Source organism: Paraglaciecola arctica (assembly GCF_018861065.1).
In the GTDB taxonomy this organism is placed as follows: domain Bacteria; phylum Pseudomonadota; class Gammaproteobacteria; order Enterobacterales; family Alteromonadaceae; genus Paraglaciecola; species Paraglaciecola arctica_B.
The window spans coordinates 125,795-138,968 of sequence record NZ_JAHKQO010000049.1 but is presented as its reverse complement, the minus strand read 5'-3'; the positions used below and the strand labels follow the sequence as shown (position 1 = coordinate 138,968).

Below are 13,174 nucleotides of genomic sequence, written 5' to 3'. Positions count from 1 at the left end.
TATAAAGTCTAGAAATGAAAAAACCGGATCAAAATCCGGTTTTTTTATGTGTATTGCAACCAAATTACTTAATATTAAGTAACCAAGAAACAAATTGTTTTGCTTCAGAGGTATTTGCAAAAGTGCCCATTTTTTGGCCCGCTTTATCGGCAAATGCCACTTTGTATTTATTCACAGATATGTTGTGCACTGGGCACATTACCGAAATCTGTGTTCCGTTGTATGTATAAGACATAATTAAACTCATTAAATATGACTACTTTTGTTTCATAAAATGAATACATTAATAGTCAAAAACTAAAAATAAGCTCATTACAGTTTTGACGATACTACTAAAACTTTAAGTTTCTTCTCGATGAGACATCTGCAAATATTCTTTGCTAGGATGTTTACTACTCACTAATTCGTCGTACGATAATTCAGCTTGTTATTGTAATTCAGTAGGACATTACCCATATTTTGGCACCTAAAGATTACGTTTTTAATGTTGGCTGACTGGATCAAGGAAAGACAAAACATTCGAGGTTTATGTTGAGAGAGATTCAACAGACCATGGGGTAATATACTTGGCTTTTTTTAACGAATCAACCATTAATTTGACTAAATGGTCAACACTCTTAACATCGTTCGAAACAACCCAAAGGTGTTACTATTAAGAAGTTTATAAATAATGAGTACCTATTTTGGAAAAAATCGCCATCTTTGTTGATGTACAAAACATCTACTACACCACTCGCCAAGCTTATTCTCGACAATTTAACTACCGCAGATTTTGGCAGCACGTCAATCATCAAGGTGACATTATCTTAGCCAATGCTTATGCGATTGATAAAGGTGATGAACAACAACAAAAGTTTCAAAGTGCGCTTAAACACATAGGCTTTAATATTAAACTCAAACCCTATATTCAGCGTAGCGATGGTTCAGCAAAGGGTGACTGGGATGTAGGTATTGCGATTGATGTGTTAGAAGCTGCAGAAATTGCAGATACCATCATATTATTATCGGGTGACGGAGATTTTGACTTGTTACTTAAAAAAGTAACCCAAAAATATCATTGTAAGACTCAAGTATATGGCGTTCCACAACTCACCGCCACATCCCTAGTGAATGCAGCAGGCGAGTTTTTCAAAATTGAAACAGAGTTGTTGTTATAGGTTAAATGAGGCTTGCCGCTATCCAAGCGATAAAATACGCCAATAGCCCATACCCGGCAAATAGCCCCCATGCAATTTTGCCACTGCCTGTTTCACCTTTAAGTGTGGCGACCGTGGCCACACATTGCAAAGCAACAACGTAAAACAACATTAACCCGATTCCCGCTCCAAGGGTTAATCCATCTTGCTGAATATTAGCGGCCAAACCCGCTATATTTTCATCGGCGCCTTCAATTCCAAACAGGGTTCCCAATGCGCCAACAAACACCTCGCGGGCCAAAAACGAAACTAATATCGCGACGCCATAACGCCAATCTAGTCCTAATGGAGCAAATACGGGTTCTATCCATTGACCTATGGCAGCCAAATATGAAGACTGCAAATTCCCATTTTCCGGAAAATATCCCAAGAACCATATGACAACTGAAACCATAAAAATAACTGGACCAGCACGCCTAATAAACTGTTTGGCACTGGTTAAAACACGATGAATCAAGGGCTTCCAATGAGGTAATCGATAAGTCGGCAGCTCTAAGATAAAAGGCATTTCCGTTTCATCTTTGTTTAGATCAGTAAGTTTAGTAAGCAATGTACTCACCAGCAATGCGGTAAAAATTCCGATAAAATACAATATGAAGAAAGTAATACCCTGTAAATTCAACAACCCTCCAAGATATTTTGTATCTGGGATAAGTACCGCAATTAACAGCGCATAAACCGGTAATCTTGCCGAACACGACATTAACGGGATCGTCATCATAGTAATCATTCGTTTGCGAGGTGATTCAATGGTTCGCGCTGCCATTATGGCGGGTATAGCGCAGGCGTGGCCCGATAAATATGGAATAAAACTTCTGCCAGATAACCCAAAAAAGCTCAACGGCTTGTGGCAAATTAACGCAGCTCTAGCCAAGTAACCACTGTCTTCAAGTATGCCGATAATCAAAGTAAGTACCATTATCTGCGGCACAAAAACTAAAAACGAGCCTACTCCACCAAACATAGCATCACTAACAAAATCGTTTACCATACCCGAAGGCAGAAACTGGCTAGTCAACATAGCCAATTCAGTCATTATGGTTTCGACACCATCCATTAACGGACTAGCCCAAGTAAAGATACTCTGAAATAGCAAAAACATTATACTCAGGAAGATTAAGCCGCCAAACATACTGTTTAACAAAAAGTCATCAATTCGATTTTGTTGTTTTAAAACAACGTCGGCCTTAATGCCATACTGGGCAGACAATTTGCGGCTAATTTCTAATACTGGCGTGTCACTATCATTACCTTTGTTAGGTACAAAGTCTTGTGGATGTTTACAGGCATCAAGTAGGCCTAGTTTAAATTCATGTAGTCCAATTAAGGTTTTTGCAGACATAGCAAATACTGCACAACCCAGATCGGCAGCTAATTTATCAGTGTCAATTTGATGTCCAAATCTTTGCACTTCATCAATCATATTCAGTGCGAAAATTACACCTTTGTTGTGTTCGAATGCCAAATCCCTCACTTGCAACCCAAACACCAAACTCCTTTCTAATCGAGTTGCATCTAAGTTACACACTATTAACGAGGTATCTTCACTGTGCATCGCTTCATGTAACTTCTCGATGGCTAGTTCTTCGTCTTTTGACAAACTTTTTAATGAGTAAGTGCCGGGATAGTCGACCAATCGATATTCATCGAATTGACCACTTTTTAGTTCAACAGTCACCCCAGGGAAATTGGCCACTTTTTGGCGCATACCTGTTAGTTGATTAAACAATAAGCTCTTACCAGAATTGGGTTTACCAACCAAGATAATGTTTTTCATGGAGTGCCTTTCAAATTTATTGGGTGGGAAGGTGAGTGGTTGAAAACCGACAAACAAAACCAACTAATTAAAACCTGACGCGGTATTACGTCAAACAAAATTTAGTTCAGACTAATATTGATACTACTGGCAATGCTTTGCTCCAAAGAGTACACACAATCACCCACTTGCAGTACCACAGGACCTTTTAAAGGGCTACGACGCAAACACTGAACGGCCTGCCCTGATGAAAAGCCCATTTCATTCAAACGTTCGAATACTGCAGGCATTAGATTAGGATCGAGACTATCTATTGAAGCAGATTGTTTATTCTTAATTTCCCACAGAGTCATACAGCTACCAGACTATTTTTCGCAAATACAAACAATTATCATTTATATCATTTTAGATAACCGCTATGCAACCCGTCAGATTGCAAAGCGGTCTACTTTTAGTCGTTTTATGGAAGGCGTAAGTGATCAGCAACCAAAAATGCCATTTCTAACACCTGATCAGCATTTAATCTTGGATCACATTGAGTTTGATAAGCTTGCGCCAAATCGTCGTCACTGATTTGATAGGCGCCACCTGTGCATTCAGTCACGTGTTGACCGGTCATCTCCAAGTGAATCCCACCAGCGTGTGTCCCTTCAGCTTTGTGTGCTGCAAAGAACTGTTGAATTTCACGTAAAATCGCATCGAAATTTCGAGTTTTATAACCACTTGACGCTTTAAACGTATTGCCATGCATAGGGTCAGAACTCCATACCACTTTACGACCTTCTTGCTTAACGCGACGCAACAGTTTTGGTAGGTTTTGCTCCAAGTTGTCTGCGCCCATACGAGTAATCAAGGTTAATCGACCTGGATCATTTGTTGGATTAAGAGCATCAATCAGCTGAATTAATTCATCTTCTTGCATACTTGGTCCGACTTTTACACCAATAGGATTGTGGATCCCACGGAAAAACTCGAGATGCGCGTGATCAAGTTGACGAGTACGCTCACCAATCCACAACATATGCGCTGAGCAGTTGTACCAATTGCCTGTTAAAGTATCGACTCGAGTCAGTGCTTGTTCGTAATTCAACAGCAACGCTTCATGAGAAGTAAACAAACTAGTTTCATGCAATGTAGGTGTGTTGATTGAATTAATCCCCATGACATTCATGAACTCTAGTGAGTCTTGAATTCGCATAGCTAAATCATGGTAACGTTCTTTTAGAGGATTATTTTCAACAAACGCCATGTTCCAACGGTTCACTTCGTGTAAATCAGCCAAACCACCCTGGGCAAATGCACGCAGTAAATTTAGAGTAGACGCACCACGGTGATACGCTTCAATCATACGTTGCGGATCTGGCTTACGTGACGCTTCAGTAAATTCAAAACTGTTAATAATATCGCCACGATAACTAGGTAAAGAGACTCCATCAATAGTTTCAAAATCTCCTGAACGAGGTTTTGCATACTGACCAGCCATACGTGCAACTTTAGTCACAGGGCATCGACCCGCATAGGTCAGCACTATAGCCATTTGCAATATGACTTTAAATGTATCGCGAATTTTTGGCGCATTGAATTCATCAAAAGATTCAGCGCAATCACCACCTTGCAGCAAAAACCCTTTACCTTCTGCAACATCGCCCAACTGCTTATAAAGGTCACGAGTCTCTGCAGCAAACACTAAAGGAGGATAACTACCAAGGGTATCCTCCACCTGCTTAAGGTGTTGTTTATCTTCATAAGTAGGTTGTTGCAAAATAGGCTTTGAACGCCAACTATCTGGTTGCCAATGACTCACGATGTTTCCTTTTAGTATCTATGGGGTAGTTGATCAAAAAACAAACCAACAAACTGGGACGAGAATTTAGAGGGAATAACTTAAAATTTCAATCATAAACGCATATATTCTTAAACTATATATGGATAACTTATGGTGAGGAGGATTTAAGGTGTTCTACAAAACCATCAGCACCTTGTTCAATTAAATCCAACACATATTCAAATCCCCTTTTTCCACCATAATAAGGGTCGGGCACTTGTTGTTCTTCAGATTGACTAAAACTTAAAAACAACCCCACTTTATGTTGAAATTCCTCGGGACAGATCTCGAGCAAGTTAGCTACATTTTCGCTATCCATGCCCAAAATATAATCATACTTTTCAAAATCTTGTTCTACTACTTTACGACATTTTAGACCTTTAAAACTGTAACCCCTGTCCTCTCCCACAGCCTGAGCTCGTTTATCTGGTGCTGCCCCTTTGTGATAGCCCGCGGTACCAGCTGAGTCTATTTCAATGGAAAGCCCCTGTTCAGCGGCTTTTTTCTTAAAAACCGCTTCAGCACTGGGTGAACGACAAATATTGCCTAAACAAACAAAAAGTACCGAAGGAGTATTAGCAGACATGAATTAGCCTAAATTATGATTGACGGGTTTATCGCTAGGCAAACTATTCTATCTGTCTATAATTGTGCGTCTAGTACAAATAGGGAATAAATTAAAAATGAATCTAAGTGTGCTTATGTTGAGCAGTTCTCGTGCAGGTAGTGAAGACTATCTACAGCATGCAATCCCATTGATAGATCAACATTTGTTGGAAATCAAAGAGGTGGTGTTTATTCCATTTGCTGGGGTTTCAATTAGTTGGGACGACTACACCACTAAAGTACAGAATGCGCTTCCGAACTACCATATAAAAGGCATTCATCAATTTCCCGACGCCCAAGAGGCAATAAACAATGCTCAAGCCATTATGGTTGGTGGAGGTAATACTTTTAATTTATTGAATCAACTCTACCAACAAAACTTAGTTAAGGCTCTAAAACTTCAGGTATCTCAAGGTTCACCATTTATAGGCTGGAGCGCTGGCTCAAATATCTGCGGCAATAGCATTCGCACCACCAATGACATGCCTATAATTCAACCACCTAGCTTCGAATCGTTAAATTTTGTTCCTTTTCAACTTAACCCTCACTACAGCGACTTCCAACCACCAGGTCACAATGGTGAAAGTCGAGCGCAACGTATCCAAGAGTTTTGTATTTTGAACCCTAAGATACCCGTTATTGGTATTCATGAAGGCAGTGCATTGTTACTGCAAGGCAATTCACTACGGTTGAAAGGTGATTTAGATGCAGTAGTGTTTAAAGGTGAGACGCAAAAAATCATCAAACCAGAGCAACATCTAAATGGTTATTTAACACCTTAGTTCAGGCACTATTTATCGGGTAATTCGATTACGAGTTTGTAGCGAACATCCTAGTTTTTTCGTTGTGTCATAAAAAACTGCATGATCTCGATTGACTCAATGTAGTCCAGAAACCGCCTTTCACACCAATACACGAGCTAAATCCATCTAGTGGTGGCGTTACAGTTTTTACGTTTTGTTGTTTAGCAATAACGAAACAACGTGAATCAACCTCAGCAACTCAATGCATATGTTAATTTATTGTACAACTGCAAACAAATTTGCAACTTACACACGCCAAGTTAACTAAAAATGAGGTCGCTTGAGGAATGAAATCCGTTTGTTTCGTATTTTTATTATTGAGTATTTTAACCGTGTCACATCCCGCTTTTGCCACACTAGGTTTTGAAGGCGAGGATGGATATCGCCTATGGTTGAAATATGGCCCCATAACAAACACCTCTGCAAACAAAGTGTACAAGAGCTATTTACAACATATAAAGCTTAGGAGCCAATCGAAAACCGCTGCGATTGTTCAACAAGAATTGCGTTTAGCGGCAACGGGATTATTAAACATACAACCCAACTTTGGGTCCATCAATTCAAAATTAGTGATAGCCCCTAAAGCTCAACTAATAGCTAACGAACTCTGGTTGCTACCCTATCTCAACGATATTGGTGATGAAGGCTTTGTCATCAAAGATAAAGAGGGTGTCATTTTTATTAGCGCCAATTCAGATATTGGTTTGTTGTACGGCACATTTCACTTTATCCGTTTGCTACAGAACATGCAGCCAATCGAAAATTTATCAATAGTACAAAAACCTAAGGTTAAATTGCGCATGTTAAATCACTGGGATGACTTAAACCGCCATGCTGAACGAGGATATGCGGGACAATCGATATTTGATTGGCATAAATTACCCGATTATAAAGAGCAACGCTACTACGACTATGCTCGGGCTAATGCCTCCATTGGGATTAATGGTGTTGTCCCAATAAATGTCAATTCTGACTCACTTATACTGACACCTAAATATTTAAAAAAAGTTAAAGCCTTGGCCGATATTTTTAGACCTTATGGGATCAAAATATACTTAAGCTTGAAGTTTAGTTCGCCTCAACAACTAGGAGGTTTAGCGACTTCAGATCCCTTGAACAAAGAAGTACAACAATGGTGGCAGCAAAAAACTAATCAAATATATAGCCTTATCCCTGATTTTGGAGGCTATTTGGTTAAAGCTAATTCCGAAGGGCAACCCGGTCCAGGTGACTATGGCCGTACTCATGCACAAGGCGCTAATATGTTAGCAAAAACCTTACAGGGTTTTGGAGGAGTTGTGTTATGGAGAGCCTTCGTTTATAACCAAAATTCAAACACTGAGCGCAGTTTACAAGCGTACAACGAATTTGTGCCACTAGACGGAAAGTTCGCTCAAAATGTCAGTATTCAAGTCAAAAATGGCCCTATCGACTTTCAACCGCGCGAGCCTTTTAGTCCATTGTTTGGGGCTACTCCCGAAACTTCATTGGCAATGGAATTTCAAATTACCCAAGAGTATCTGGGCTTTAGTACTCATTTAGCCTATTTGGGGACTATGTACAAAGAAACTCTTATGGCCGATACCCATGTCCTAGGCAAAGGCTCGACTGTATCAAAGGTGATCGACGGTAGTTTGCATAACAACTCGCTGACTGCCATGGCGGGCGTCGCCAATATTGGCAGTGACCGCAATTGGACTGGTCATATATTTGGGCAAGCAAACTGGTATGTATTTGGGCGCCTTGCTTGGGACCACGAGTTAACAGCAGAAGATATTGCCAAAGAATGGATAGCCATGACCTTAACCACGAAAGGCAGCGCAAGTGCTAAAATTCTATCCATGATGATGCACTCTAGAGAGTACGTCGTAGATTATATGACCCCTCTAGGTTTGCACCATTTAATGGATACAGGCCATCATTTTGGACCAGGACCTTGGGTAAATAACCTAGGCCGAGATGATTGGAACCCAACGTATTACCACCGAGCTGACGCAAAAGGAATTGGTCTAAACCGCACTTCCTCTGGTACCAACGGGGTCTCACAATATGCTCGCTACTGGCAAAAACGCTTTTCCGACCCTAGCACTACCCCTCAGGAACTACTGCTTTGGTTTCATCACTTGGACTGGGACTACTTAATGCCTAATGGCATAACGTTATGGCAAGCTTTAGCTCATCACTATGACAAAGGTGTAGCCGGTGTCGCTCAAATGCAAGCTACTTGGTCTTCTTTACAAGGTGAAATAGAACCCAATCAATTTAAGCAAGTGGCAATGTCTTTAAGCATTCAACTCAAGGAAGCGAAATGGTGGCGAGACGCGTGTATGTTGTATTTTCAATCTATTTCTAAAAGACCTTTTCCAGAGTCGTTTGAGCCTCCAAAACAAAACTTGGAATACTTTCGCAGTCTGCAACATCCTTATGCACCTGGTCAGGGGTAGTTTATGTCTAGAAAACTCGTTAAATGTATTTCAATCCTAACCTTAGCTTTTAGCACGTATTGTAACGCTGACGTTAAACTACCTCGTTTAATATCAGACAATATGGTGTTGCAGCGAGACACAGAAATTTCCCTTTGGGGCTGGGCAGAACCTAATGAAAAAGTCACTGTGCACTTTGATGGGCAGTTAGTGGGGTCGGTACAAAGTGACGCTAAACGTTGGTCTATAAAACTTAAACCACAACCTGCTGGAACTAAGCACTTAATTCAAATAACCGCTAACAATACCATTACCATTAATAATGTGGCCTTCGGTGAGGTCTGGTTAGCGTCGGGACAATCCAACATGGTGTTGCCTATGGAGCGTGTTAAAGAGCGTTACCCAAGGGATATCGCAGAGGCACACTATCCGGATATTCGTCATTTTACAGTACCTACAGTCTACAATTTTAAGTCAGCCCAAGCAGATTACCCTATCGTACAGTGGCAAGAATTAAGCCCAGAATCGGTAATGAAGTTTTCGGCTACTGCTTTCTTTTTTGCCCGTGATTTATATGAAACCTATCAGGTACCAATAGGTGTTATTAATGCCAGTGTGGGAGGTTCACCTGTAGAAGCGTGGATGAGTGAAGAGGCGTTAATAGGTTTCCCAAAACCCCATGCTGAAGCCAAATTATTCCAAAACGACTCACATATTAAGGCCATTCAAGATGCCGATAAAGCGCGCAGTGATAACTGGTATACAGATATCAACAACCGTGATGCGGGTTTAGCTGAAAAATGGTACAAACCAGAATTTGATGACAAAAACTGGCAGCCCTTTACCCTGCCCGGCTTTTGGGAAGATCAAAAGGTAGCACCAATGAACGGAGTGGTATGGTTTCGTAAAACCATAGACGTGCCAAAATCCATGGCAGGCAAACGCGCCAAATTAATGATGGGCGCTATTGTGGATGCCGATACCATTTATATAAATGGCATCGAAGTAGGAAACACTACTTATCAATATCCCCCACGACGTTATACCGTACCTAAAGGAGTCTTAGTTGCAGGTAAAAATGTTATTGCAATTAGAGTTATAAACAACCGAGGTAAAGGTGGTTTTGTTGCAGATAAACCTTATTGGTTAGGCAAGCCCAACGCACATATCAACCTAACTGGCATATGGCAATTTAAAGTCAGTGTGTTAGCCGATGAATTACCTAATCAAAACTTTATCCAGTACAAACCAACAGGATTATTTAACGCCATGATCGCCCCCGCTTTGGATTATAAAATTAAAGGGGTTATTTGGTATCAAGGCGAGTCAAACACCGGTAATCCATTCAATTACCAGGCTTTATTTAGCAACATGATAAAAGACTGGCGTAACCACTTTAATCAACAGAGTCTACCCTTTTTGTATGTGCAACTCGCCAATTTTATGGAGACCAGCAATCATCCTAAACCGAGTAATTGGGCTGAACTAAGAGAACAGCAACGTTTAACCTTGAATCTACCCAACACGGCAATGGCAGCAATTATTGACTCTGGTGAATGGAATGATATCCATCCTCTGAATAAATATGCTCCAGGACATCGTTTAGCCTTAGCGGCTCAGAATATTGCTTACCACAATAAAAAGACAGTGTATTCAGGACCTCAAATAACCACTATTGAAGAAAAGCACGGGGCTTTATTCCTTGACTTTACACATACTGGCGGCGGTTTAGTAGCTAAAGATGGTGACCTGCAAGGGTTTGCCATCGCCGCTAAAGATGGCAAGTTTGTCTGGGCCAAGGCAAAAATAATAGGCCAACAAATCAAGGTGTGGCATAACAGTGTATCTGCTCCTGTAAAAGTTAGGTATGCATGGGCTGACAATCCGGCCAATGCAAACCTGTATAACAAGGAAGGATTACCGGCCTCGCCTTTTCAGGCCAATTTAACCCCAACACAATAGGCTATAGGTTTGTTAATCCTTATAGGGCACCAGTGTTTTTATCAAGCCGTCACTGTCATATTGTATTTCAGCCATTTTAACTGAACGCAGATGTGTGACTCCAGCTGACAGTGATGAGTCATGGTAAAATAAGAACCATTTATCCTGATATTGAGTAATTGAATGGTGTGTGGTCCAACCTAAAACGGGCTCTAATATTCTGCCTGCATAAGTAAACGGGCCATAAGGGTTATCACCTATGGCATAACACAAATAATGTGTATCTCCAGTCGAGTATGAAAAGTAATATTTACCCTTATACTTGTGCATCCACGCGGCTTCGAAAAACCTTCTATCGTGATCACCGGCTAACAGCGGTTGCCCGTTTTCATCAAGAATAACGATTTCCTTTGGCGATTCATCAAATTCCAACATATCGTCGCTCATACGAGCGATTATTGGTCCTAAAGCGGCTTCCTCTGCTTCTGGCTCATCAACGTATGGATCGTATTGATTATTTCGATAATGTTGTAACTGGCCTCCCCAAATCCCCCCGAAGTACATATAGTATTGGCCATCATCATCTTCAAATACCGCAGGATCGATAGAGTAACTCGCCGCTATAGGTTGGGCTTGAGCCACAAAAGGACCAACAGGCGAATCCCCCACCGCAACCCCAATTTGAAAAATATCATCTGCTTTTTTTGCCGGAAAATAAAAATAGTATTTATCACCCTTTTTGGCTGCATCTGGTGCCCACATTTGGCGACTTGCCCAAGGTACGTCTTTAACATGTAGGGCAACACCGTTATCAACAGCTTTACTTGTTGGCGAATCCATTGAAATAACGTGGTAGTCTTCCATTCCAAAATGGTCACCGTTATCGTTAAACGGGATACCTGCATCGATATCATGAGACGGGTAAATATAAATTTTTCCATCAAATACATGTGCCGAGGGGTCAGCGGTATAAATGTTTTCAACCAAAGGCGCTGAAATAGCCTTTTCTCGTATTACTGTTATTTCTTCTTGGGATAATAATTCATCCGACATCATCTACTCTCTTCATCATTCAGCACAACTTCTAATTCAGTTGCGCTCTCATTAAACACTGTCATTAATTAAATTCAATCAACTCGACCCGTTCTTCTTGCGGTTAAATCCAGTTCGATTTTTTGTTCTACTTGCTTATTAATTTTGTAAACAAATAAACATGCTACCGCTACTAAAAATGGGATTGAAGCATAGACACTAACCGATAATTTAATCCCGTTAATAGTGTCAGGCAGCTGTGTTGCTAAGTCGGGGTCATAATCATAAAAGCCTAAAATACTCGATAAAAGTGAGGACCCCAGTGTAAGGCCCACTTTGAGGCCGACTATCATGGCAGAAAATATAATTGCAGTGGCTCTTCTATGATTTTTCCACTCGGAATAATCGGCCACATCAGCAATCATTGCCCATAACAAAGGTGTCGATATACCATAAAAGAATCCATGGAGAATTTGTGAACTAAAGACTAAACCAATTGCATCTGGCGGATAGAAGTAAAACGCAGCCATAAAAACTGTCGACATAAATAACGAAGCACCAAACACTTCGCGCTTTCCAAACCTGTCTGCTAGGCCTTTTGAAAAACCAATGCCCACTATCATAAAAATAATTCCACCGGCATTAAAAACTGCAAATCCAGAGGTTGCGGCGTCTTCAGGCCAATGAAACTGCGTTAAACCTAAACTAGTTAAACTTGCGTTTAAGCCATCAATAAATCCATTAAAGCCAACAGTGGCTAGTAATTCCGTTATTTGATTAGGATTTAAGTAATTCTCAAAGTAATAAATGTACATTCCACCTTTAAGAGCAAGAGTAATGAACACTAATATCGTCACCACTAGCATGATCACCCAAGGTAGATTACTTATTAAGTCTCGCAAGTCTTCTGCTACAGTGGATTTTTGCTCAGGGTCGGGGATCACTCGCTCTTTGGTTGTGAAAAACGTAATCATAAACATAATCACACCGGCTATTGATAGAAACGTCATGACCTTTTCAAAACCCACGGCCTTATCACCATCGCCTGCTATTAAGACCAGAGGCAACAATAAAACTTGTATGATAAATTGCGCAATCATCACCGCAATAAAACGATACGAAGACATACTATTGCGCTGTTTCATATTGCCGGTTATCACGCCGCTCAAAGCCGAATAAGGCAGGTTGTTCGCTGAGTAAATCAACAATAATAATAAGTAGGTGATAAAGGCATAAACCACTTTACCATCGGGGCTAAAGTCCGGAGTACTAAAGGTCAGTAGTGCAATCACCCCAAATGGTATAGAGGTCCATAGAATCCACGGCCTGAATTTACCCCAGCGAGTTTGGGTTCTATCAGCGATCATTCCCATAAAAGGATTAAAAAACGCAGCGATTAATCCACAAGTGAAAATGACCATAGTGGCCGACTCCACAGGAATTTTGTAAACATCGGTGTAAAAAAACGCGATAAATGTCACTAGGGTTTGAAATACAAGGTTGGCGGCTAAATCGCCTAAACTGTATCCAACTTTCTCCAACACACTCAACTTTTCGGTATTTTCTGTCATGAATTGAATAAATACTTTGAC

General features: G+C 40.7%; 11 protein-coding genes. 4 read left to right on the top strand and 7 right to left on the bottom strand.

Annotation, left to right across the window (positions count from 1 at the left end):
• Nucleotides 1-64: 64 nt before the first annotated feature.
• Nucleotides 65-235, bottom strand: a complete 171-nt coding sequence (locus tag KO534_RS22065; protein WP_215933409.1) for a hypothetical protein — start codon at nucleotides 233-235, stop codon at nucleotides 65-67.
• A gap of 448 nt (nucleotides 236-683) precedes the next feature.
• Here KO534_RS22065 and KO534_RS22060 point away from each other — a divergent pair, with 448 nt between their 5' ends.
• The gene (locus KO534_RS22060) at nucleotides 684-1,157 is read left to right on the top strand and encodes an NYN domain-containing protein (RefSeq protein WP_215933407.1); all 474 of its coding nucleotides are present in this window, start codon (nucleotides 684-686) and stop codon (nucleotides 1,155-1,157) included.
• A 1-nt stretch (nucleotide 1,158) separates the two neighbouring features.
• On the opposite strand, the gene feoB is transcribed toward KO534_RS22060, so the two are convergent.
• The 4 genes from feoB to KO534_RS22040 form a co-directional block, all read right to left on the bottom strand.
• Nucleotides 1,159-2,973, bottom strand: coding sequence for a ferrous iron transporter B (feoB, locus tag KO534_RS22055; protein ID WP_215933405.1), 1,815 nt, complete (start codon nucleotides 2,971-2,973; stop codon nucleotides 1,159-1,161).
• A gap of 101 nt (nucleotides 2,974-3,074) precedes the next feature.
• Nucleotides 3,075-3,305, bottom strand: coding sequence for a FeoA family protein (locus KO534_RS22050; protein WP_215933403.1), 231 nt, complete (start codon nucleotides 3,303-3,305; stop codon nucleotides 3,075-3,077).
• Between the two features lie 107 nt (nucleotides 3,306-3,412).
• Nucleotides 3,413-4,756: a class II 3-deoxy-7-phosphoheptulonate synthase gene (locus tag KO534_RS22045; RefSeq protein ID WP_215933401.1), complete on the bottom strand. Its 1,344-nt coding sequence runs from the start codon at nucleotides 4,754-4,756 to the stop codon at nucleotides 3,413-3,415.
• Nucleotides 4,757-4,886: 130 nt separating this feature from the next.
• Nucleotides 4,887-5,363 carry a low molecular weight protein-tyrosine-phosphatase gene (locus tag KO534_RS22040; protein WP_215933399.1) on the bottom strand — a complete coding sequence of 159 codons (477 nt, stop codon included), beginning with the start codon at nucleotides 5,361-5,363 and terminating at the stop codon, nucleotides 4,887-4,889.
• Nucleotides 5,364-5,460: 97 nt separating this feature from the next.
• On the opposite strand from KO534_RS22040, the gene pepE reads away from it, so the two are divergent.
• From pepE to KO534_RS22025, 3 genes are all read left to right on the top strand, one after another.
• Nucleotides 5,461-6,165, top strand: a complete 705-nt coding sequence (pepE, locus tag KO534_RS22035) for a dipeptidase PepE (protein ID WP_252732353.1) — start codon at nucleotides 5,461-5,463, stop codon at nucleotides 6,163-6,165.
• 308 nt (nucleotides 6,166-6,473) lie between these two features.
• Entirely contained in the window at nucleotides 6,474-8,630 is a 2,157-nt protein-coding gene (locus KO534_RS22030; protein ID WP_215933397.1) for an alpha-glucuronidase family glycosyl hydrolase, read from the top strand.
• A 3-nt stretch (nucleotides 8,631-8,633) separates the two neighbouring features.
• Nucleotides 8,634-10,571, top strand: coding sequence for a sialate O-acetylesterase (locus tag KO534_RS22025; RefSeq protein ID WP_215933395.1), 1,938 nt, complete (start codon nucleotides 8,634-8,636; stop codon nucleotides 10,569-10,571).
• A gap of 12 nt (nucleotides 10,572-10,583) precedes the next feature.
• Here KO534_RS22025 and KO534_RS22020 read toward each other — a convergent pair whose 3' ends face one another.
• Together KO534_RS22020 and KO534_RS22015 are read right to left on the bottom strand one after the other, a co-directional pair.
• Entirely contained in the window at nucleotides 10,584-11,606 is a 1,023-nt protein-coding gene (locus KO534_RS22020) for a glycoside hydrolase family 43 protein (protein WP_215933393.1), read from the bottom strand.
• A gap of 71 nt (nucleotides 11,607-11,677) precedes the next feature.
• Nucleotides 11,678-13,153, bottom strand: coding sequence for an MFS transporter (locus KO534_RS22015; RefSeq protein ID WP_215933390.1), 1,476 nt, complete (start codon nucleotides 13,151-13,153; stop codon nucleotides 11,678-11,680).
• Nucleotides 13,154-13,174: the final 21 nt, after the last annotated feature.